The organism is Pseudoalteromonas sp. BSi20429, assembly GCF_000238895.1.
Taxonomy (GTDB): Bacteria; Pseudomonadota; Gammaproteobacteria; order Enterobacterales; family Alteromonadaceae; genus Pseudoalteromonas; species Pseudoalteromonas arctica.
In genome coordinates this window covers 1-21,385 of record NZ_BADV01000015.1, presented here as the reverse complement: position 1 = coordinate 21,385, position 21,385 = coordinate 1, and the positions used below count along the sequence as shown (strand labels likewise).

20 protein-coding genes are annotated in these 21,385 nt (G+C 39.8%); 7 read left to right on the top strand and 13 right to left on the bottom strand.

Features of this window, described 5'->3' with window-relative positions; all coding sequences use genetic code 11:
• Positions 1 to 7: 7 nt before the first annotated feature.
• The gene (locus P20429_RS16590) at positions 8 to 1,279 is read left to right on the top strand and encodes an O-acetylhomoserine aminocarboxypropyltransferase/cysteine synthase family protein (RefSeq protein ID WP_007580663.1); all 1,272 of its coding nucleotides are present in this window, start codon (positions 8 to 10) and stop codon (positions 1,277 to 1,279) included.
• Positions 1,280 to 1,320: 41 nt separating this feature from the next.
• Here P20429_RS16590 and P20429_RS16595 read toward each other — a convergent pair whose 3' ends face one another.
• The 10 genes from P20429_RS16595 to hisG form a co-directional block, all read right to left on the bottom strand.
• Positions 1,321 to 1,512, bottom strand: a complete 192-nt coding sequence (locus P20429_RS16595) for a DUF1289 domain-containing protein (protein WP_007580660.1) — start codon at positions 1,510 to 1,512, stop codon at positions 1,321 to 1,323.
• 1 nt (position 1,513) lies between these two features.
• Positions 1,514 to 2,050, bottom strand: coding sequence for a hypothetical protein (locus P20429_RS16600; protein WP_007580658.1), 537 nt, complete (start codon positions 2,048 to 2,050; stop codon positions 1,514 to 1,516).
• 108 nt (positions 2,051 to 2,158) lie between these two features.
• Positions 2,159 to 2,773: a bifunctional phosphoribosyl-AMP cyclohydrolase/phosphoribosyl-ATP diphosphatase HisIE gene (hisIE, locus tag P20429_RS16605; RefSeq protein WP_007580656.1), complete on the bottom strand. Its 615-nt coding sequence runs from the start codon at positions 2,771 to 2,773 to the stop codon at positions 2,159 to 2,161.
• Positions 2,764 to 3,543 carry an imidazole glycerol phosphate synthase subunit HisF gene (hisF, locus tag P20429_RS16610; RefSeq protein WP_007580654.1) on the bottom strand — a complete coding sequence of 260 codons (780 nt, stop codon included), beginning with the start codon at positions 3,541 to 3,543 and terminating at the stop codon, positions 2,764 to 2,766. The genes hisIE and hisF overlap by 10 nt, the downstream gene beginning before the upstream one ends.
• Entirely contained in the window at positions 3,525 to 4,259 is a 735-nt protein-coding gene (locus tag P20429_RS16615) for a 1-(5-phosphoribosyl)-5-[(5-phosphoribosylamino)methylideneamino] imidazole-4-carboxamide isomerase (protein ID WP_007580652.1), read from the bottom strand. The genes hisF and P20429_RS16615 overlap by 19 nt, the downstream gene beginning before the upstream one ends.
• 33 nt (positions 4,260 to 4,292) lie before the next feature.
• A complete protein-coding gene (gene hisH / locus P20429_RS16620; RefSeq protein WP_002960265.1) occupies positions 4,293 to 4,883 on the bottom strand; it encodes an imidazole glycerol phosphate synthase subunit HisH in 591 nt (196 codons plus the stop codon).
• Positions 4,880 to 5,941 (bottom strand): bifunctional histidinol-phosphatase/imidazoleglycerol-phosphate dehydratase HisB, encoded by a 1,062-nt coding sequence (gene hisB, locus P20429_RS16625; protein ID WP_007580650.1) that lies wholly within the window; start codon positions 5,939 to 5,941, stop codon positions 4,880 to 4,882. Before hisB ends, hisH begins: the two co-directional genes overlap by 4 nt.
• Positions 5,938 to 7,047 (bottom strand): histidinol-phosphate transaminase, encoded by a 1,110-nt coding sequence (gene hisC, locus P20429_RS16630; RefSeq protein ID WP_007580648.1) that lies wholly within the window; start codon positions 7,045 to 7,047, stop codon positions 5,938 to 5,940. The genes hisB and hisC overlap by 4 nt, the downstream gene beginning before the upstream one ends.
• Positions 7,037 to 8,338: a histidinol dehydrogenase gene (hisD, locus tag P20429_RS16635; protein ID WP_007580646.1), complete on the bottom strand. Its 1,302-nt coding sequence runs from the start codon at positions 8,336 to 8,338 to the stop codon at positions 7,037 to 7,039. The genes hisC and hisD overlap by 11 nt, the downstream gene beginning before the upstream one ends.
• Positions 8,339 to 8,343: 5 nt before the next feature.
• Entirely contained in the window at positions 8,344 to 9,243 is a 900-nt protein-coding gene (gene hisG / locus P20429_RS16640; protein ID WP_007580644.1) for an ATP phosphoribosyltransferase, read from the bottom strand.
• A gap of 419 nt (positions 9,244 to 9,662) precedes the next feature.
• Here hisG and P20429_RS16645 point away from each other — a divergent pair, with 419 nt between their 5' ends.
• The gene (locus P20429_RS16645; RefSeq protein WP_007580641.1) at positions 9,663 to 9,899 is read left to right on the top strand and encodes a hypothetical protein; all 237 of its coding nucleotides are present in this window, start codon (positions 9,663 to 9,665) and stop codon (positions 9,897 to 9,899) included.
• A gap of 112 nt (positions 9,900 to 10,011) precedes the next feature.
• Here the strand turns inward: P20429_RS16645 and P20429_RS16650 are convergent, their stop codons facing one another.
• Both P20429_RS16650 and P20429_RS16655 read right to left on the bottom strand, forming a co-directional pair.
• Positions 10,012 to 11,868 carry a cytochrome c/FTR1 family iron permease gene (locus P20429_RS16650; RefSeq protein WP_081473419.1) on the bottom strand — a complete coding sequence of 619 codons (1,857 nt, stop codon included), beginning with the start codon at positions 11,866 to 11,868 and terminating at the stop codon, positions 10,012 to 10,014.
• 283 nt (positions 11,869 to 12,151) lie between these two features.
• Positions 12,152 to 13,435, bottom strand: coding sequence for a sodium:proton antiporter (locus tag P20429_RS16655; protein ID WP_007580638.1), 1,284 nt, complete (start codon positions 13,433 to 13,435; stop codon positions 12,152 to 12,154).
• A 332-nt stretch (positions 13,436 to 13,767) separates the two neighbouring features.
• Here P20429_RS16655 and P20429_RS16660 point away from each other — a divergent pair, with 332 nt between their 5' ends.
• The 3 genes from P20429_RS16660 (at position 13,768) to P20429_RS16670 (ending at position 16,793) form a co-directional block, all read left to right on the top strand.
• Positions 13,768 to 15,684 (top strand): ATP-dependent DNA helicase, encoded by a 1,917-nt coding sequence (locus tag P20429_RS16660; protein WP_007580636.1) that lies wholly within the window; start codon positions 13,768 to 13,770, stop codon positions 15,682 to 15,684.
• Positions 15,685 to 15,693: 9 nt separating this feature from the next.
• Positions 15,694 to 16,395: a tRNA (adenosine(37)-N6)-threonylcarbamoyltransferase complex dimerization subunit type 1 TsaB gene (tsaB, locus tag P20429_RS16665; RefSeq protein ID WP_007580634.1), complete on the top strand. Its 702-nt coding sequence runs from the start codon at positions 15,694 to 15,696 to the stop codon at positions 16,393 to 16,395.
• 68 nt (positions 16,396 to 16,463) lie between these two features.
• Entirely contained in the window at positions 16,464 to 16,793 is a 330-nt protein-coding gene (locus tag P20429_RS16670) for a hypothetical protein (RefSeq protein WP_007580633.1), read from the top strand.
• A 255-nt stretch (positions 16,794 to 17,048) separates the two neighbouring features.
• On the opposite strand, the gene P20429_RS16675 is transcribed toward P20429_RS16670, so the two are convergent.
• A complete protein-coding gene (locus P20429_RS16675) occupies positions 17,049 to 18,338 on the bottom strand; it encodes an alkaline phosphatase (protein ID WP_007580632.1) in 1,290 nt (429 codons plus the stop codon).
• Positions 18,339 to 18,752: 414 nt separating this feature from the next.
• Here P20429_RS16675 and P20429_RS16680 point away from each other — a divergent pair, with 414 nt between their 5' ends.
• Positions 18,753 to 19,604, top strand: a complete 852-nt coding sequence (locus P20429_RS16680) for an alpha/beta hydrolase (RefSeq protein WP_007580630.1) — start codon at positions 18,753 to 18,755, stop codon at positions 19,602 to 19,604.
• 115 nt (positions 19,605 to 19,719) lie between these two features.
• Complete coding sequence (fadD, locus tag P20429_RS16685) at positions 19,720 to 21,372, top strand: long-chain-fatty-acid--CoA ligase FadD (RefSeq protein WP_007580629.1); 1,653 nt, start codon at positions 19,720 to 19,722, stop codon at positions 21,370 to 21,372.
• The last annotated feature ends 13 nt before the right edge of the window (positions 21,373 to 21,385 follow it).

Genomic DNA, 21,385 nt, shown 5'->3' with positions numbered 1-21,385 from the left:
AATAATTATGAAATTAGAGTCATTAGCACTGCACCACGGTTACGAATCTGAGGCTACGACCAAATCGGCAGCTGTGCCTATTTATCACACTTCTTCTTATACATTTGATAACACGCAGCATGGCGCTGATTTATTCGATTTAAAAGTACCTGGAAATATTTACACCCGCATAATGAACCCAACCAATGCCGTACTTGAACAACGTATTGCCGCGATGGAAGGGGGCATTGGTGCGCTAGCCGTGGCCTCTGGGATGGCTGCTATTACGTATGCTATTCAATGTTTGTGCGAAGTAGGCACTAATATTGTGAGTACCAGCCAAGTATATGGTGGCACGTATAACTTATTTGCTCATACACTACCTAGGCAAGGTATTGAAGCTCGCATGATAAAGGCCGATGACTTTACCGCGTTCGAGAGTGCAATTGACGACAACACCCGCGCTGTTTTTTGTGAATCTATTGGTAATCCGGCAGGCAATATTGTTGATATTGAACGTTTAGCACGTATTGCACACAGCAAAGGTGTGCCGCTTATTGTTGATAATACCGTGGCTACGCCGTATTTATGCCGCCCATTTGAGCTAGGCGCCGATATAGTGGTTCACTCACTGACAAAGTATATAAACGGGCACGGTACTGCTATTGGCGGCATGATTGTCGACTCAGGAAAATTTGATTGGAAAGCGAATGCCACGCGTTTTGCAATGATGAACGAGCCTGATCCGTCGTATCATAATGTGGTTTATACCGAAGCTTTTGCTGAAGCTGCATTTATCGGTCGCTGCAGAGTAGTGCCACTTAGAAATACTGGCGCAGCGCTTGCCCCTAAAAACGCATCTGACATTTTAATTGGCCTTGAAACATTAGGCTTAAGAATGGATCGCCACTGCGAAAATGCACAGCAGTTAGCTGAGTATTTAGAAAACCATCCAAAAGTGCTCTGGGTTAACTACGCAGGGCTTAAATCAAGCCCGTATAACGCAATGAGTCAAAAAATTACCAGTGGTAAAGCATCGGGTATTTTAAGTTTTGGTATTGAAGGTGGCCTAGAAGCAGGTACTCGTTTTATTGATGCGCTAAACATGATTTTACGCTTAGTTAATATTGGCGATGCCAAGTCGCTTGCGTGCCATCCTGCATCAACCACACACCGCCAATTAAATGATGAAGAACTTGCTAATGCGGGCGTAAGCCGCGATTTAATTCGTTTGTCGGTCGGTATTGAAAACATTACAGACATAATTGCTGATGTAAGCCAAGCGCTCGATAAAGCTTAACGTTAATTTATAGCCTCGGGATATCGAGGCTTTTAGCTCCATTACGCTTTTGATATATCGGTTCGTGGCATTTCTAAAATCACTTTTTTTTCTTCTTCAGATAAAATTATCCAATCAAAAATTTCTTCGTTAGTACGTCCGCAGCCAGTGCAAAAACCACTGCGGCGTTCACATATGCCTAAACAGTCGGTTTTTAATTTAGATGGTTTTTTGTTTTGATTTAATTGGCGCATATTAAAGCCCTAATGGTGGTGCAATTTCAAAGCGAGAAGAAAACCCATTACCTTCTTGATTGGTAGCAAGTGTAATGACTGGGGTTTTAGTATCAAGTACAAAGGTGCTGTAAATTGAACTTGCTGTTTCTTTTTGGCTTTCAAACCAACCTGTTTTGGTTAAGCATTGGCGTAATTGCTTAGCCAGTTTTTGATGAGACTTTATTGTTTGCGTTTGTGTTTTAACAGGTGTTTGGCATTGGTAGCTTGCTTGCTCTGACTTATTTAAAGTAACTGTACAGGTTGCTCCAATTATATGAGTATTAGTACGCCATTGATTAGTAAACTGGTTATTTACTTTATCTGTTTTGATTGAATTAAAACCAGTCTCATAACCATTTATTAGGTTATTGATGGTGCTGCATTCATCGGGTGTATCTGTGGTTTTTACAGACTGATTCGTTGTAGTAGTGGTTGCTGTAGTTGTAGTCTGATTAGTTTTGCTGGTACAGCCCGCTAAAATAAACGCGACAATAGAAGGAATAATATAGTTTTTCATAGTTCACAGTAACCGATTAATTTAGCCACGCACTATATCACACGTGATTTACTGTAAAAATAAAAAGGCCCATATAAATATGAGCCTCTTTGTTAGTCACAACTAATGCTATTTATGGCGACCTTGCAAGCATTTAACTACATCTTCAAGGGCTAAGCCTTGGCGTTGTAGTAATACTGTAAGGTGATAAATTAAATCAGCTGACTCATTAGTTAGCTCATCGTTATCGTGTTTCATAGCGGCAAGGGCAACTTCTACGCCTTCTTCACCTACTTTTTGACAACTACGGCTTAAGTCTTTTGCAAATAATGACGCTGTGTAGCTTTTTTCAGGGTCGTCGTTTTTACGCGCTACAATCACATCTTCTAACTGTGCTAAAAAGCTTAAACTTGGTTTTGCTTCATCACCAAAACAGCTTTGTGTGCCTAAGTGGCACGTTGGACCTTCTGGGTTGGCAAGTACTAAAATTGAATCGTAGTCACAATCGGTATGCACAGATACTACGTTTAAGTAGTTTTCTGATGACTCACCTTTAGTCCATAAACGCGATTTTGAACGCGAGTAAAACGTTACTTTATTACTCTCAAGCGTAACGTTTAGTGCTTCGCTGTTCATAAAGCCTTGCATTAAAATAACACCAGAGCGGGCATCTTGAATAATAGCAGGGATCATTTCACTTTTAGCGAAATCGACTTGAGCTTGGTTTTGTTGTGTTACTTGCATAATCTTGCTGCCACTTGGTTATCTGTTAAAAATTGTTTTAGTTCGCCAATGTTAATCACATTTTTATGAAAAACGCTGGCGGCTAATGCACCATCTACTTTGCTTTGTTTAAATACATCAACAAAATCTTGCATGCTACCCGCACCGCCAGAGGCGATTAAAGGAATGTTACATAGCTCGCGAATTTTACTTAACTGCTCGTTGTCGTAACCGTTACGAACGCCATCTTGGTTCATACAGTTTAATACAATTTCGCCTGCGCCTAAATCTTGTACACGTTTAACCCATTCTTGTGTTTTATAACGTGTACGGCTTGATGCATTAGGATCGCCAGTTAATTGGTAAACTAAATATTCACCGGTCGTTTCATCAAAAAAGCTATCAATACCGACCACTACACATTGCTTACCAAACTCATCGTGTAATTCTTTAATAAGTTCAGGGCGTGCAATAGCAGGGCTGTTGATGCTTATTTTGTCAGCGCCGCGCTCTAAAACACGCGCTGCATCAGCGACCGATTTAATACCGCCGGCTACACAAAATGGAATATCGATATTGCGTGCAATACTTTCTACCCAGTTTACATCAAGTAGGCGTTTTTCAACGCTTGCACTGATTTCGTAAAAAACCAGTTCATCGGCGCCAGCTTCGCTGTAGGCTTTAGCCATTGTCAAAATGTCGCCAACTATTTCATGGCCTTTAAACTTAACGCCTTTAACTACTTGGCCGTCTTTAACGTCTAAACATGGAATTATGCGTTTTGATAACATGCCAATGCCTCCTCAACGCTAAATGCGCCATCAAGCAGAGACTTGCCTAAAATAACGCCGCCAACACCTAGCTCTTTAAGCTTTTTAATGTCGTCAAGTGAGCTTACGCCCCCTGAGGCTTGCACTTTAATTGTGCTGTTGTGACGAGTTAGATCTTCGTAAAGCTCAAACGATGGACCCGTCATGGTGCCATCTTTACTGATGTCCGTGCATAAAAAGTCAATAACACCTAAGCCCACGTAAAAATCTACCAGCTCAAGTAAACCAAATTCAGATTCACTTAACCAACCGTGTGTAGCAGGTGCCCAGCCCGTGGCTGTTTTATTTACATCAAGGGCAATTACAAAGTGCTCTGCGCCAAATTGTTCAATCCAGGTTTTTACTTGTTCGCGTTTTTCTACTGCCATTGAACCAATAACAACTTGGTTTGCACCGGCTTTTAGCCAATCACTTACATCTTGCTCTGAGCGAATACCGCCGCCCACTTGGTACGGTACATTAAGTGCTTTGGTTGCAGCTTGAATATGTTTCCACTGTTTTTTACTTGGATCGCGTGCACCTTCTAAATCCACAAGGTGTAGTTTACCTGCGCCGCTGTCGGCGTATTCTTTTAAACGCGCGCCAAGTTCGAAAGGGTAAAACTGTGCTGTGTCGTATTTACCTTGGTACAAGCGCACAATTTGATTTTGTAATACGTCTAATGCTGGAATAATCACAAATAATCTCTTTTTTGTTAGTTAATGGGCAGCTTACAACTGCCAATCAACAAAATTTTGTAATAAACGTGCGCCAACTTTAGCGCTGCGCTCTGGGTGAAATTGCATGCCCGCGTAATTGTCTTTAGCAACAATGGCTGAAAAGGTTTGACCGTATTCGCCGCTCACGAGTGTGGCGTCATTTACAGTGTGCGCAAAGCTGTGAACAAAATACACTTGCTCATCGAGCGTCAGCCCTTTAGTTAATGCATGCTCTTTATTAACGCTTAAGTTATTCCAACCCATATGCGGCGACGTTAAATTGCCTACATCAAGCGCTTTTACTTGCCCTGGTATTTTACCTAGGCACTGTACGTTACCTTCTTCGGTGCTTTCGCACAGTAACTGCATACCTAAACAAATACCCATAAGCGGGCGCTGGTATTCATTTATAGCTTGTTGCCAGCCGTTATCGACTAGGCGCTTCATAGCAACCGATGCGTGACCTACACCTGGTAATATAGCGCGCTCAAAACCCGCTAATTGCTCTGGTGAAGTAATTACTGTTGGCGTTTGGCCTAAGCGTTCAAACGCAAAGCGTACTGAATTTATATTGGCACAACCGGTATTAATTATGGCAATCATAAACATCCCTTAGAGCTGGCTGTTTGTTGGGTCGTGTCTTGTGCTACTGCCATGCGAAGTGCACGTGAAAATGCTTTAAATAAGCCTTCTACTTGGTGATGACAGTTACCGTCGCTTACCGATAAAATAAGGCTAATAGCAGCGTTATCACTTAAGCTTTTGAAAAAGTGCTCAACCATTTGCACGTCTAAGTCGCCTGCTTTTTCGCGGCTAAAGTTAGCGTTTAATACAAATGATGCACGGCCCGATAAATCAATTTGTGCTTCGGCTTTACATTCATCCATAGGAAGCGCAAAACCATAGCGTGCAATTTGCGATTTAGTGCCAAGCGCTTGTTTAAGTGCAACACCAAGAGCAATACCAATGTCTTCAACAAGGTGGTGCTCGTCTATGTGTAAATCGCCTTTGGCTTTAATGTTTAAACCAATGTTTGCGTGGGTGCGAATTTGATCAAGCATGTGATCAAAAAAGCCAAGCCCGGTGTCTATGCTGCCATTTTTAGTTTGATCTAAGTTTATTGCCACATCAATTTGGGTTTCTTTTGTGTTGCGTGTAACACGACCTTCGCGGTTTGCGGTGGTCAATTTAGTTACTATCGCACTCCAATCGCCGTCGTATAAAATACCTTCACAACATAGGTTTTGAGCAAGGCCAATATCAGTTTCACGGTCGCCAATAACAAAAGAGCGTGCTAAATCTACTTTGCCTGAGCGCATAAGCTCGGTAAGTAAGCCTGTTTTAGGTTTACGGCAATCGCAGTTTTGCTCGTTAAAGTGAGGGCAAATTAATACTTCGTCAAAGCTAATGCCTTGGCTTTGCATTATGTCCATCATTTTGTCTTGTGCAATATCAAAATCAGCAGTAGGGAAGCTATCTGTGCCCAAACCATCTTGGTTAGATACCATAACTAAACGGTAACCTGCAGCTTGTAATTGTAACAACGCAGGAATAACACCAGGTAAAAATGCTAGCTTTTCAAGGCTATCTACCTGTTTGTCGGTAATTGGCTCTTCAATAATAGTGCCGTCGCGGTCTATAAATAAATAAGGGTTACTCATGATACTTCGTTTCCTGCTAAAGGTGCTGTGGTAGCCGGCGTTTGTAAGCCATCTAACCAAATTTTTACTTGTTCAAGTTCTTGTTCACTGCCAATTGAAATTCGTAGCCAGTCGTCTTCACCGTATAGCGTAAAAGCGCGCATAACCAAACCTTGCTCAAGTGCAATTTTAAAGTAGTTTTTATCGGCTAATTTTAAAGTAACAAAGTTACCTTCACCAGTGAGAATTTTTAATGCAGCAGGGGAGGCGTTTAGCCAATCCACTAATTTAGCTTTTAAGCTATTTAAAATAGTCACTTGGCGGCGCATCGATGTAATTGCATCAGGTGCAATTGCTTGCGCTGCAATACTTGCTACAACACCTGATACCGGATACGGCGCAATGACTTTACGAATTGGCGCAAGAGTTACTGCTTGTGCAAGGGTAAAGCCGGTTCTAAGGCCCGCTAGCGCAAAGGCTTTAGAAAGCGTACGCAAAACCACTACATTACTAAATTCATTAATAAGTTTAGTGGCGCTTTGCTCTGGGCAAAACTCTATATAGGCTTCATCAACAATAACTAATGCTTTACCTGCAAGTGCTGTTGCAATCGCTTTTACTTTATCAAGTGGCGTTAAGCTACCCGTTGGGTTATTTGGGTTACAAATAAACACCAGTTTTGAGCTGCCTACAGCTGCGATTATTTCGTCAACACTGCCATTTAGTAATAACTCTTGGGTAAGCGCATTAATGCCAACGTTGTGTGTATCGGCCGTTACTTTGTACATACCGTAGGTTGGTAAAAATAGCGCAATACTATCTTTAGCTGGTTCACAATATGTGTGCACTAAAAGCTCAATGCCTTCATCTGCGCCGCGCGTCATTAATATATTTTCGCTTTCAAGCTCTGTATAAGCGGCGTAACGGTCAATAACCAGTTGCGGTTGTGGATCAGGGTAGCGATTTAAATCTTCAATACTCAGTTCAAGATTTCTAGCATATGGGCTTTCGTTAGCATTTAGCCACGTAGTACCGGTTAGCTTTTCACTTTTTGCAGAGCTGTATGCAGCAAGGGCTGCAATATTCTTAGGTAATAAGCTAGACGCTTGTGCGCTCTCATTGCTCATTTTTAATTGCCTCTAAACGAATTGAAACCGCATTAGCGTGGGCATCAAGGCCTTCTGCATCTGCAAGTGGTAAAATAGCTTTTGAAAGCTGGGTTAAACCACTTTTAGTAATTGTTTGCACTGTGTATGTACGAAAAAAATCAAGCAAGTTTAAGCTAGAATATGTTGCACTGTAACCATATGTTGGTAACACGTGGTTAGTACCTGATGCGTAATCGCCTGCAGATTCTGGCGTGTAGTCACCTACAAATACTGAGCCTGCGTTTTTAACTTTATCTAGGTAAGGTGTTGCATCGCCTAGTTGTAAAATTAAGTGCTCTGGCCCGTATTGCGCCGATACATCAAATGCTTGCTCAATTGAATCAACCAAAATAAGCGAAGAATTAGCGAGCGCTTGCTCGGCTGTTTCTTTGCGACTCAAATTAGCCAACTGGCGTGTAAGTGCCTGCTGAGTTTGTTCTATTATACTTTCGCTGTTACATAATAAAATAACTTGCGAGTCTGCACCGTGCTCTGCTTGTGAGAGTAAATCGGCGGCTATAAATTCTGGGTTTGCACGTTCATCTGCAATAACAAGTACTTCAGACGGACCTGCTGGCATATCAATTGCCATACCTGGAATAGTTTGCGCAACGAGCTGTTTAGCCATTGTTACAAAGCTATTACCTGGGCCAAATATTTTGTTCACTTTAGGAACCGATTCGGTGCCATAAGCCATTGCGGCAATTGCGCCTGCGCCACCACTTTCTATTAAAGTAGTAATGCCACATAACTTAGCTGCATATAAAATAGCAGGGTTAATCGCTTTATCACCTTGTACCGGTGTAGCAAGTACAACGGTTTTTGCGCCGCTTAACTGCGCTAATACACCCTGCATAATAACCGACGATGGCAGTGGAGCACTGCCACCGGGTACATAAATACCGACTGCTTCGATGGCTTGATATTTCAGTTCACATACAACGCCTGGTTGGGTCGATAATTTAATATCTTTTGGCAATTGAGCTTCGTGAAAACGTTTAACGTTTGCATAAGCGGTATCAATTGCGTATTTAAGCTCTGCACTTAGTGCTTGCTCTGATGCGTTAATTTCATCAAGCGGAACACATAAGCGAGGGTTAGATCTATTATCAAACTCTTTAGCCATGCTAAGTAAGGCTTCATCGCCTTGCTCTTTTACGTTAGCTAAAATAGTTTTGCATATAGCTTCAACCTTGGCACTGGCAGAAACTGCAGGGCGCATTAGCGCCGCTGCTTGTACTTGTGAAGATTCCTCATTCCAACGAAGCATGGCACTTACTCCATCATTTTTTCAATTGGCATAACTAAAATAGAGTTAGCGCCTAGGGCTTTTAACTGCTCCATTGTTTCCCAAAATAATGTTTCGCTGCTTACCATGTGAAGTGCTACGTATTCATCGTTACCAGCAAGGGCAAGTAGAGTAGGCTGACCAGAACCTGGTAAAATTTCACAAATTTCATCAAGTTTGTTTTTTGGTGCGTGTAGCATGATGTATTTGCTTTCTTTAGCTTGTCTAACACCACGTAGGCGCGGCATAAGTTTATTGATTAGTGCTAGTTTGTCAGCATCTTGAAGATCTTTATTTTGAATTAAACAGGCGTTTGATTCTAAAATTGTTTCGCCTTGAATCAAGCCGTTAGCTTCAAGTGTTGCACCAGTAGATACTAAATCACAAATTGCATCAGATAAACCCGCACGCGGTGCTACTTCAACAGAACCCGTAAGCATTACTGTACTTGCGTTAATGCCTTCGCGCTTTAACCACTGAGTTAAAATTTCTGGGTAGGTAGTAGCAATACGTTTGCCTTCAAACCAGCTCTTATCGCGAGCGCCAAGCTCTTGTGGCCATGCTAGTGCAAGACGACAGTAACCAAAGTCTAGTTTTGAAAGTTTGGTTACTTCACTTGGAACACCTTGGCGTTCACGTTCTGCTTGAACTTCTACTAGTACGTTTTCGCCAACTATGCCTAAGTCACATACACCGTCCATTACTAAACCCGGAATATCGTCATCGCGCACACGTAGTACGTCAATTGGCATATTAGTTGAGTGTGCAATTAAGCGTTGTTCACGAAGGTTAAGTTTAACACCTAACTGTTTAAGCAGATCTTGACAATCTTTAGATAGGCGGCCGCCTTTTTGGATGGCGATACGTAGACGATTACTGTTGTTCATTATTCATTTTCCTTTAATTTAAAAACTAAAAACCCCGAGGGGAACCTCAGGGCGAAAATGAATCAATGTTATTTGAATCGCCAGAGGTTCCTTTTAGGAATAACCTCTCAGCGAAAGACCTGACAGGTTATTCCGGTGAATGGTGGTGATGATGTACTGTTGTCAGGTTTAAGCGCATTTTTTATCCTATGTAACTGCCCGTTGGTTTGTTAACGTGCAGTTGTTATCTGTTTAAATAAATTTCGCATTCATAAAAACATAAACAGCTATATTATGGCAAGTTTTTTTTAGCTTAATTAAAGCATATGTTATAACTGTCGATAATATTAAGATAATAAGCGCAATTTTCGCCAACAATTGGTTGTTTATCACTCAAACCAAGTGGTTAATGAATAAAATGAAAAAATAAGGAAGTACTTATGGATATTATGATCCCTTATTTAGGAAGAATAACTAGGCTAGAAGTTGAGTCAAAAAGTGCTTTTCATATTGCGGGTGTGCAAAGTGGGGCTGCCGCTGAAAAAGTTGAATTAGAGAATAAAAAAAGGCGTGAGTTACAAAAAAAGAAAAAGCTCAATATGCTTGATGATCAAAATAATAAAAAAAAGTCTAACCTAGATGGTGACGAAAACCCCCATTTAGATACATGGGCTTGATAATACCAACTTTACTAAATACATAAGCAATCAACTCAAAAAGGCCCTTGCGGGCCTTTTTACTATGTATTTTGCTTATGCCAATTAGCTTAAACTCTTAAGCAGATTGGCATTACTCTTGGTTTTTGCTTTTAAATATATAAAAGCTAAATATAGCGAACACACATATTTGAGCCACAATACCTTGCCATGTTGATTTTATACCAAGCCATGCAATATCAAAGCTCATTGGTAGCGGCGCAATACCTATTATGTCGGCCTCTTGTAATGCAATAACGGCTTTGCCCATAAGTACAAACGAGAGTGCAAATAATAGGTAAGTAGTAATTGCAAAAAACTTAGCAACCGGTAATTTAATTGAGTACTTAATTAATACCCACGTAATAATAGCCAGTATTGCTACAGCTATCGCAAAACCCGAAGCAATAGATGAATATTGGGCAGGCGAGCTTTGCGTTAATAAAGACTGATAGAACAGTACGGTTTCGAATACTTCTCGGTATACGGCTATAAACGAAAGCCCTGCTAAACCCCATAATGTACCCGACTCAAGACGCTTATCTATATTGTCTTTGATGTATTTTTGCCATTGCTGCGCACTGGTTTTACTGTGCATCCATACGCCAACATACAGTAAAATTACAGCGGCAAACAATGCACCAGCACCTTCCATAACTTCGCGACTTGCACCACTTATTTCTATTAATGTTTGCGCCGCAGCCCACGTTAAACCACCTGCAAGAAGTGCGGTTACCCAACCAACATGTACATATTTAAGCGCGTCTTGGCGTTTAGTTTTAATAAGTACGGTCATAAGGGCAATAATAACGAGGAGTGCTTCTAGGCCTTCGCGTAGTAATATAACTAAACTCGCTGAGAGGAGTGCACCATCAGTTAGTTTGGTTTCGTTTAGCATGCTATCTGCTTTAGCGAGTTGAGCTAGCGCTGCACTTACTTTTTCGCCAACGATGGCTGTATCTTTCTCGTTTTTAAATGTTTGGCGCAGGTTCATCAGTTGTACTTCGATGTTTTTACGCAGTGTTTCGTCGTAGGCATTTAAGTTGTTTTCAACAAGCTCAAAGCCATCTAGGTAAGCGCTAATTGCTAAATCACTTGCTTGTGAGTAATTGCCTTTAGCATGCGCGGCTTGTGCTGCAAGTAACTGCGTGCGAGTAACCGTTATCGGATTCTTTTTACCGGTAAATAGTTGCTCTGGATTACCACGAAGCCATTTAACGTAATGAGCTTGTGCTTCACTTTGACCTGCCGATAATTGTGCAGGGTTTAAGTTTACAATCTGCGAAGCGGTAATGTTTTGCTCTAGATTTTGTGGTTTTTGAACATCTTTAAATGCCAAGCTACCTACATAAAAAGCTAAAGACCAACGTTGTTGTTCATTAAATTGAGTAAAAGCAACCATTGGCGTGTCGTTAATACCGTTACTTACAGCGTCAAATAAACCCATTAATGAGCGGTTAGTTGCGCGTTCTTCATCGGTAAAGTTGGTAGGCTCTGGCGATAAGTTTTTTGCAAGCGGGCCGTCGCCTTGACCACTAGGGCCGTGACACATTGAACAGTTAGCAGCAAAAAGCGCTTTGGTTTGCTCAACAGGAAGTAGTGATGTAGGTAACGATAGTTGCGGCATAAAGGTAAGTAGCGACTCACGAAGCGCTGAGCTTGCTGCACGTACATCGGCAACACTCGCTTTATTGGCAATCGCTGTATGCAGGTCTTTAGCTTGTGCCTTTACTGTATCAAACTCATTTGTTTGGCTTGATAGCTGTCCAGCTTGCTCAATAATAACGTGCGAAAATTCAGTCATTTCTTGATATTCGTCAGGATCAAGTATTTCACCATTCCCAACAGCTGCCACGTAATCAACACCTACATACTCTGCAAGCTGTGCAATTTGTTTTATTTTTGTTTGCTCATTAGGCGAGGCTGAAACACTAAAGCTTGCCATGACCATTATAAAAAGCATAAAAAAACATTGAAATTGTCGTTTGCTCAGAGACACCAAATTTAAAAACATGTGAGAATTATTTATGGACATCGAAAAGCCCTGTAGAGGAAAAGTCAAAATTATAATTGTTTTCATTTGCATTTCAAGCGGATTAATTTAAACAAAGCAGATAAATAAAAAGGATAACAATTTATAGAACTTTAAAGTGTTTTTGTAACACGTGAGTAACAGTAACCAAGTGATTTTTATAATAACTTGGTTACTGAATATGTTGCAGACAAAGCATTTATTACTTGGCTTGCTCAGCTGACTTAATGCTGCTTTGAATAAGCGGCGAAATAGTTAATCCTTGTACAATAATAGAAAATATAACCACTACGTAAGTAACAATAACGATTAGGTTATGTAGGTCTGAACCGCCTACAAAAACTTGCTCGCGTGGGATTGCTGCCGCCATTGCCAGAGCAAGGCCACCACGTAGTCCACCCCAGGTCAAAATTTTAACACTGTGTTTATCGTAAGTTCTAAAGCGTTTAAAAATTACAAATGGTGCGCCTACACTTATAAAGCGTGCTAGCAGTACAACAGGTACCATTAATAGCCCTAAACCAATTTCGCCAAGCGTGATTGGCATAGTGACTATTAGCATACCTATTATTAAAAACAGTAGAGCATTTAGAAAGCTGTCGGTTGCATGCCAAAAATCTTTTACGTAGCGCGTGTCTTCGGGGCCCGTGCGCTCGGTTGCTTTGGTGCGGGTAATATTACCCATTAATATGCCACTGGTTACCATGGCAAGTGCGCCAGATATTTCCCAAATATTTGCTGCAGCAAAACCTGCTGTTGGGATAGTTAAGGTAATTAATAGGCGAATATTTACATCGCGGCTATTAATAATTAAAAAGTGGCCAACCAATGCAATAACTAAACCAAACGCAATGCCCCCTATTGCATCAACAAAGAATAGCTCTGCTATGTCACCAAATTGTGCATCTGTGCCATAAAAAGCAACAGAAAATATAGTGGTAAATATAACTAAACCAATACCATCGTTAAATAGCGACTCACCTTCTACTTGAACTGAGATGCCTTCTGGCGCTCGCATTTGTTTAATAATAGCAAGTACAGCGATAGGGTCGGTTGGGCTAATAAGCGCGCCAAACAGTAAACAATAAATAAAAGGGACATCAAAACCAAAAACTGAAAATAAATAAAAGCTCAAATAACCCACTATAAATGTGGAGGCAATGGTTGAAAACAAGACCAGTGCAGTAATTTCCCACCGCTGCTTACGCAGGGCAAGTAGGTTTATTTCGAGCGCACCCGCATAAAGTAAAAACCCCAACATGCCTTTAAGTAGTAACTCGTTAAAGTCAATACTGGAAACAATTTGGGTCATTGCTAATGCGTTCTGATCGCCTAATAATTTTACTGCAATAATCAGTAATAAAGAAATAACCACAGAGCCGGTAGTAATGGCAATGGTAGTTTGCATTTTGAGGATGTACTGGTTTGCAAAGGCTATAAAAATTGCAATTGCAGAGAGAAAACAAATGAGGTACCAAGCATTCATTGATTAACCTTAACTATTTTTTAAACGACACACAAAAAGGAGGATTATAAACCCGCGTATGTTACTCCTGTAATATTTGAGAGTCACAGTATTTATGCCTAAATATAGCTTTTAATACGGATTGTTTTTAGTAAGAGTTAATAGGAAATTAGGCTTTGTAAATATTGTCATTATTAAATTAAATGTACGTTATAAATACAGTGTTTGTTGTAAACTTTAGTGGTTAATCACATTATTGAAACGTGTGTTGCATCATAAAATAAAAGTCGATTTTGTAATTACTTGCCCTAAATGCTTTGCTTACGTAAAATCCCGCTATTATTTATTTTAAAGTGATTGGTATTATCAAACAGCTGTTTAGTGCAACCGGGCCTTTGGCGTCATCGTTAGATGGATATACGCCTCGCCAACCACAAATTGATATGGCAGTAGCTGTTGCAGATGCATTAAAAAACAGTTCGCAATTAGTTGTTGAAGCAGGCACGGGTACTGGTAAAACATTTGCATATTTAGCCCCTGCACTTAAATCAAAAGGCCGAACGATAATATCGACTGGTTCTAAAGCCTTACAAGAACAGTTATATCACCGCGATTTACCTCAATTAGTGAAAGCGCTTGGTGCTTCTAAAAAAACCGCCTTATTAAAAGGGCGTGCCAATTACTTATGTACCTACCGACTTAATCAGCATGTTGCGCATGTGCCTACTGACGACTCCGACGTAATGCATCAACTAGCGATGGTGGCTAAGTTTGCCAGTGAAACGCAATCAGGCGATTTGGCCGATTGTATTGGTATAGAAGATGACGCGAAAGTACTGCCTTATGTAAATTCAACAGCCGATAATTGCTTAGGTAAAGAGTGTCCAGATTTTCAAAGCTGTTATATACGCAAAGCACGTTTAACTGCGGCCGATGCCGACGTAGTTGTGATTAACCATCATTTGTTTTTTGCCGACATGGCCGTAAAAGAAAGTGGCTTTGCTGAGCTTATGCCAAAAGCTGACGCGTATATATTTGATGAAGCCCACCAGTTAAGCGAAATTGCCAGTGATTATTTTGGTGAGAGTATTAGTACTAAAAAGCTGGTGGATTTAATTAATGATTTACGTGCTATTTATAGAGCCGAAATTCCCGATATGCTGCAGCTAGGTAAAAGCTTAAATAAGCTTGAAACAAGCGTTGCTGATTTACGATTACAGTTTGGTGTTGATGGCAGTAGAGGCGATTGGCGAGAAAAGCTAAGTGATAAACAAATATGCGCGGCACTTCATCGTGTCATTAGTGATTTAGATTTTGTTTATCAAGTACTTAAACTTTGCCTAGATAGAAGCGACAAAATTGAGCATCCATTTGAACGTGCACTTGCGTTTAAAGGACAGTTAGAGCGGGTTTTTGATACAGCCCAAACCGGCTTTAGTTATTGGTATGAAACAACGCGCCGTTATTTAACGATTAATATAACGCCATTAAATGTATCAACTAAATTTGCTCAAATGATGCAAGACACGGGGGCAGGCTTTGTATTTACATCAGCAACACTTTCGGTCGACAATAAACTAGAGCACTTTAATGCAAGCCTTGGTTTAAAACCAAAGCAAAGCATGATGGTAGATAGCCCGTTTGATTACCCTAATCAGGCGTTGCTGTGTTTACCGCGTTACTTACCTGAATCGCACGCTGATAATATGCCGCATGCGATTGTAAAATTAACACTTGAGCTTATAAAGTCAGCGCAAGGGCGTTGTTTTGTGTTATTTACGAGCTATCGAATGATGCACTTAGTTGCCGAAGGGCTCACCACACAAATAGACTACCCAGTTTATATGCAGGGGCAAATGTCTAAGCGTATTATTTTAGAGAAATTTACCCGCCATGGTAATGCTGTATTACTGGGCACGGCTTCTTTTTGGGAAGGCGTTGATGTACGCGGCAGCACATTAAGCTGTGTTATTATAGACAAATTGCCATTTGCAGCCCCTGACGATCCATTGCTTCAAGCTAAAATGCAAGATTGCCAAATGCAGGGAAAAGACCCTTTTTCACACATACAATTACCGCAGGCTGTTATTGCGCTAAAACAAGGTGTAGGGCGTTTAATTCGAGATAGCAAAGACAAAGGCGTACTTGTAATATGCGATAATCGCTTAGTTACACGCCAATATGGCCAAGTATTTTTAAAAAGCTTACCGCCGATGCGCCGCACGCGAAGCTTAGAAGATGCCAATACATTTTTAAAACAAATTAATTAGAGTAATAAAATGATCAAAAGTAATATTCTTGCCCTTGATGCTTCAACTGAAGCACTTTCAATTGTTTTACATTTTCAGGGCCAAACATTTCATCATTTTGAAGAATGTCCGCAGCAACATAGCCAAAAAATACTTCCACTTGTGGATGAGCTATTAACTAAAGCAAACTGTAAATTAAAAGACTTAGATGTCATTGGTTTTGGGCAAGGCCCGGGCAGTTTTACTGGTGTGCGTATTAGTGTAGCAATAGCACAAGGTTTAGCGTATTCAACTAATTTGCCACTTGTAGGTGTGTCTACTTTGGCTATTATGGCGCAACAAGCGTTTGAACAAAACGGTAGTCTTAGTGTTTATCCAAGCATAGATGCGCGTATGGGGGAGATATACTTTGCACATTACCAAGCGCAAAATAATCTAATGCTTTTAGTTAACCAAGAGTGCGTTATAAAACCTGATTTACTAAATAATCATTATATAGCGACTACTGAGCCATCTATAGCCGTGGGCACAGGCTTTAAAACCTATCCTGATGCGCTTAATGACTTTGAAAACGTGAGAATTAATACTGATATTACATTGCCTGATGCGCGTTATATGTTAGCGCATGTTGAAGCCGCGTTTTTAGCGGGTTACGTTGTAAAAGCGAGTGACGCTCAACCTAAATATGTGCGCGATACGGTAACGTGGAAAAAGCTACCAGGACGTGAGTAATCATATTATTTGCAAATTGGTTGTTTTTAAATCATAATTTTATGCGATATTAAGGTTGGAGACGCGTAATGACGCTGCCTATTGGTTCAGGTTTTTTTACCGGAGATATTCCGGGTAGGGTTAGCCCTACTAAAGTTGTTACTAATAAACCACAGAGTTTATTAGACCAGCCGGCTGCTCAAAAAACGAATACCGATTATGTAAAAAGCAGTGTCGAGGGCGTCGAACTGGCTAATCAACTGTTTAAAAGCAGTGCTAAAAGCAATGAATACAGCCAAACAATTTACGACCAACCGACAGCTCAAGTAAGCAAAGCGATTTCTACTTATACTGAATTTGCAAATTTAGAACGCAGAGCCGAAGTACAAAATTTAATAGGCGTTGATATATACGCTTAAAGCTCATTCAAACGTTTAGATAAATACAGTGATAAAATTTAATAAAAAGCCCGAACATGTGTTCGGGCTTTTGTGTTAAAAACGAGGTGAAATTATACCAATTCGCTTAATTAAGTGATCTATTTTGAGGGAAGAAAATCGTGTCGATAACAAGGCAAAAATTTCGTTATTTAGTTGTTCTATATCAGAAATTTTTAACGTAGTTAACGTCAGATTTAACCCCTCAAATTGATTAAGTATTATTGCGGATTGGTATTACTGTTCAATAAAGCCAATTAGCTTATCGGCAATATCAGTATTATTTTGTGAGCCAATAAATTGCTCACTGCCTTTGCCATAGGCAAATACTTGAACGTCTACAGCGGTGTGTCCGCCGGTTGTCCAGCCAGTAAAGCTCGCATCACTAATAATACTTTTAACAGCTAAATTAAGCGCTTTTTCGCCCATTTTTTTAGCTTGCTCAAGTTTGATTTGGTTTTCAGTTGTAAATTCAATATTGGTGTTAGCAGTCCATACTGGTTTTAAGTCTTTAGACTCCATAAGTTTGTCTGTTAACTTACTAGCCGTTGCCTTAACACCTTTAATTACGTCTGTTTCCCATTTAAATTGGCCGTGCGAACCAATAGTTAAGCCGCCCGTTGAGTGATCGGCTGTAACTACAAGTATAGTGTCTTTATTTTTATCAACGTACGCTTTTGCTTTTTCGATTGATTTAGCAAAGTCGTCCATTTCAGCCATCGCACAGGCTATATCGTTAGAGTGACCACACCAATCAATTTGGCTGCCCTCAATCATCACAAAAAAGCCTTCTTCGTTCTGGTTATCTAGTAAACCAAGCGCTTTAGATGTTAACTGAGTAAGGCGAGTTGGGTTTATATCAAGTGCAAATGGCAGGCCTTTGCTCGCATACAAACCTATGGCAGGTATTTGTGTGATTTGGCCCAGATTATTAATATCGTCACCGTATTGGTAACCTGCCGCTTTAAATTCTTCAACTAAATTCCGGTCATCACGAATAAAATATTTAGTACCGCCACCTAGCATTAAATCAACGGGTAATTTACCAGCAATCTTATTATCAATATAATCGTTGGCAATATCATCGTAGTTGTAACGAGATTCATTGTGAGCTGTAAAGCTAGCAGGTGTTGCATGGTTTATTTGTGACGTTACAACAAGCGCTGTTGTCATACCACGCTCTTTTGCTATTTCAAGCATAGTTTTAACTGGTTTTTTGTCTGTATCTACAGCAACTGCGCCATTATAACTTTTATGACCGCTACTAAGCGCTGTAGCACCCGCAGCACTGTCTGTTACATAAGTATGGTCGTCAGGGTAGGTATGAGCCATGCCTTTTAAAATAGTGTCAAAAACCGTGCCTTCTACTTCTTTTGTTGCAGGGTCGTCTTTAAAATAGCGATAAGCCGTGGTGTAAGCCGGACCCATGCCGTCACCAATCATATAAATTACATTTTTAGGTGCTGATTCTGCGTAAGCACCAGAAGCGGTGCATAAAAGTGCCAATAAGCTGATCTGTTTTTTCATGGTTGTACCTTATGAGTGTACCTTATTTAATAGCCGCTGATATTGTATACAGATAGGATGATAAATAAATGAATATCTGAGATATTTATAATTTATACTTTGATTTTATATACATAGAATTGTAGTTAACGCTGTTAGTTCTATTTATTTAAATTATACTAGTTATAGCCTAAGTACATATAATACCACTACCTTTTGATTGTTTGAAAAGTATACAAAACAAGCTTGTTGAAAACGGTTAGTTTGTTTTTTTAAATTTAAGTAGTTGATAATATTAAGTTTGATTTTCATTCTTTGCTTTTTTTTACATCATAAAGATAATTAAATCGTGAATTTGGCACCATTTTCTAAGTTAGTGGTCTGACAACTTGTATGCTATAAATAATGATGCTCTAAATTAATAAAGGACTTACCGTGCAGCCATTTAATATTGAAACAAATAATTTAAATATTCATGGCTTAAAAGTAGGTTCAGGGAACGAAATAGTAATAGCGTTGCATGGGTGGTTAGACAACTGCCATAGCTTTATGCCAATGTTAAACAACGTTAACCCAGAGCACACTTGGTACTGCATTGACTTTGTTGGGCACGGTTTATCGTCTTGGCGAAGTGATGATGCACACTATTATTTTATTGATTATATAGATGATGTGTACCAACTTATAAGTGCGCTTGGTGTTAAAAAAGTACATTTAGTAGGTCATTCAATGGGGGCTATGGTTGCAGGTCTTTTTGCTAGCTGCTTTAGTGATTATGTAAAGTCTGTTACCTTTATTGAGGGAATTGGTTGTGTTACAACCCCTAGTGAAGGTGTGTGTGAACAGTTAAAAAGTGCGGTACTAAATAGAGCGCGTTTAAAAAATAAAAAGTCGAGAATTTATAAATCGAAAGAACTTATTTATGAAGCACGCGCTCAAACAACCGATTTAAATAGCGAGCTTATTACGCTATTAATGCAGCGAAATATAAAACAGGTTCTAGATGGTTTTGTGCTAACAACAGATCCAAAGCTCAAAAATCACTCAGGTTTTAGGTTTGATGAGGCGCAATGTATTGGTGCAATAAAAGATTTAATTGCACCATGTCAATTAATTTTAGGTAACGAAGGTTATTCGTTTGTAAAACAAAATTTGGCAAAGTATATTAGTTATTACAATAGCTTGAAGGTCATTAATGTAGATGGTGGGCATCATTGCCACATGCAAAGCAGTGAACTATGTTTTGAGCATATTCAAGACTTTATGCTGCAAAATGGTGCATGTTAATTGTAAGTTTGTGTTAAATGTGGGATTATTCCTGCATTAGAGTATTTGCTCAATTGTTAAAGCGCCTTACTTAGATTAAGGTTAATAAAAATATAATTATAAACAGGGGCTAAGAGTGGAAAAAATCTGGCTTAAGCGCTACCCAGAGGGTATGCCTGAAACAATCGATCCTGAGCATTACAACTCGTTACTCGAAGTGTTCGAAAAAAGTTTTAGTGACTACACCGATTTACCTGCATTTACGAATATGGGTAAAACGATGTCTTACGATGAAATAGACACAGCAACAAAAAAAGTTGCTTCCTATATTCAAAATGATTTGGGTCTTAAAAAAGGCGACAAAGTTGCCGTAATGATGCCTAACTTACTACAAACACCAGTCACAATTTTAGGTGTTTTGCGTGCAGGTTGTGTGGTTGTAAATGTTAACCCACTTTACACGGTACGTGAATTAGAGCATCAGCTAAAAGACTCTGACACTACGGCTATTTTCATCCTAGCAAACTTTGCTGACACACTTGAAAAGTCACTTGCTCATACTGATGTTAAGCATATTGTGGTCACGCAAGTAGGCGATATGGTTGGCGGGCTTAAAAAGCATGTAGTTAACTTTGTTGTTAAGCACATTAAAAAAATGGTGCCAAAGTTCAACTTGCCTAACACAATTAAATTTTCAGACGTTTTAGCTGCAGATGAAGCTAAATATACGCGCCCTGAAATGAGCTTGTCTGATCTTGCTTTTTTACAGTACACCGGCGGCACAACAGGTGTATCTAAAGGGGCAATGCTGAGCCATGGCAACATGGTTGGTAACCTTGAACAAGTTTCAGGTTGTTTAGACAAAGTGTTAAACCGTGGTGAAGAAGTGGTTGTGACTGCTTTACCGCTTTATCATATATTTGCCTTAACAGCTAACTGCCTAACATTTATGAAGTACGGTGGTTTAAATATATTAATTACAAACCCACGAGATATGCCTGGGTTTGTTAAAGAGCTGGGTCAACACAATTTCACAGCTATTACCGGTGTTAATACATTATTTAATGGTTTATTAAACACACCAGGTTTTGCTGAACTTGATTTTAGTCATTTAAAAATGTCTTTAGGCGGCGGTATGGCCGTTCAACGTCCTGTTGCTGAAAAATGGCAAAAAGTGACTGGCTCAAAATTAATGGAAGGTTATGGCCTTACAGAATGTTCTCCTTTAGTTACTATTAGTCCTTTTGATTTGAAAGCATACAATGGCTCTATTGGTTTACCAGCGCCTAACACTGATATTAAATTAGTTTTAGATAACGGCGAAGAAGCTGCTAAAGGTGAACCTGGCGAGCTTTGTGTTAAAGGCCCGCAAGTAATGGTTGGCTATTACAAGCGACCAGATGCAACCGCTGAATGTTTAAAAGACGGCTGGTTTGCTACAGGCGATATTGCGACTTATGATGACGAAGGTTTCTTCTTTATTGTAGATCGTAAAAAAGACATGATCATCGTATCTGGCTTTAATGTTTTCCCTAATGAGATTGAAGAAGTAGTGGCTATGCACGAAGGTGTGCTTGAAGTAGCTGCTATTGGTATTCCTCACGATGTAAGTGGTGAACAAGTTAAAGTTTTTGTTGTGAAAAAAGACCCTTCTTTAACTGAAAAAGATATAATAAGTCACTGTCGTGATAATTTAACTAATTACAAGGTCCCCAAGCTGGTAGAGTTTAGGGATGAGTTACCTAAAACTAACGTAGGTAAGATACTCCGAAGAGCCTTGAAAGATTAGCAACCTATAAAAA

What these genes read in the sequence shown, in the direction of transcription:
- hisF (WP_007580654.1), bottom strand. Translation starts at nt 3,543, where the DNA reads ATGTTATCAAAACGCATAATTCCATGTTTAGACGTTAAAGACGGCCAA.
- P20429_RS16590 (WP_007580663.1), top strand. Translation starts at nt 8, where the DNA reads ATGAAATTAGAGTCATTAGCACTGCACCACGGTTACGAATCTGAGGCT.
- hisB (WP_007580650.1), bottom strand. Translation starts at nt 5,941, where the DNA reads ATGAGTAACCCTTATTTATTTATAGACCGCGACGGCACTATTATTGAA.
- P20429_RS16670 (WP_007580633.1), top strand. Translation starts at nt 16,464, where the DNA reads ATGACGCTGCCTATTGGTTCAGGTTTTTTTACCGGAGATATTCCGGGT.
- hisH (WP_002960265.1), bottom strand. Translation starts at nt 4,883, where the DNA reads ATGATTGCCATAATTAATACCGGTTGTGCCAATATAAATTCAGTACGC.
- P20429_RS16600 (WP_007580658.1), bottom strand. Translation starts at nt 2,050, where the DNA reads ATGAAAAACTATATTATTCCTTCTATTGTCGCGTTTATTTTAGCGGGC.
- P20429_RS16595 (WP_007580660.1), bottom strand. Translation starts at nt 1,512, where the DNA reads ATGCGCCAATTAAATCAAAACAAAAAACCATCTAAATTAAAAACCGAC.
- hisIE (WP_007580656.1), bottom strand. Translation starts at nt 2,773, where the DNA reads ATGCAAGTAACACAACAAAACCAAGCTCAAGTCGATTTCGCTAAAAGT.
- P20429_RS16655 (WP_007580638.1), bottom strand. Translation starts at nt 13,435, where the DNA reads ATGAATGCTTGGTACCTCATTTGTTTTCTCTCTGCAATTGCAATTTTT.
- P20429_RS16645 (WP_007580641.1), top strand. Translation starts at nt 9,663, where the DNA reads ATGGATATTATGATCCCTTATTTAGGAAGAATAACTAGGCTAGAAGTT.
- P20429_RS16650 (WP_081473419.1), bottom strand. Translation starts at nt 11,868, where the DNA reads ATGGTCATGGCAAGCTTTAGTGTTTCAGCCTCGCCTAATGAGCAAACA.
- hisD (WP_007580646.1), bottom strand. Translation starts at nt 8,338, where the DNA reads ATGCTTCGTTGGAATGAGGAATCTTCACAAGTACAAGCAGCGGCGCTA.
- hisC (WP_007580648.1), bottom strand. Translation starts at nt 7,047, where the DNA reads ATGAGCAATGAGAGCGCACAAGCGTCTAGCTTATTACCTAAGAATATT.
- P20429_RS16675 (WP_007580632.1), bottom strand. Translation starts at nt 18,338, where the DNA reads ATGAAAAAACAGATCAGCTTATTGGCACTTTTATGCACCGCTTCTGGT.
- tsaB (WP_007580634.1), top strand. Translation starts at nt 15,694, where the DNA reads ATGATCAAAAGTAATATTCTTGCCCTTGATGCTTCAACTGAAGCACTT.
- hisG (WP_007580644.1), bottom strand. Translation starts at nt 9,243, where the DNA reads ATGAACAACAGTAATCGTCTACGTATCGCCATCCAAAAAGGCGGCCGC.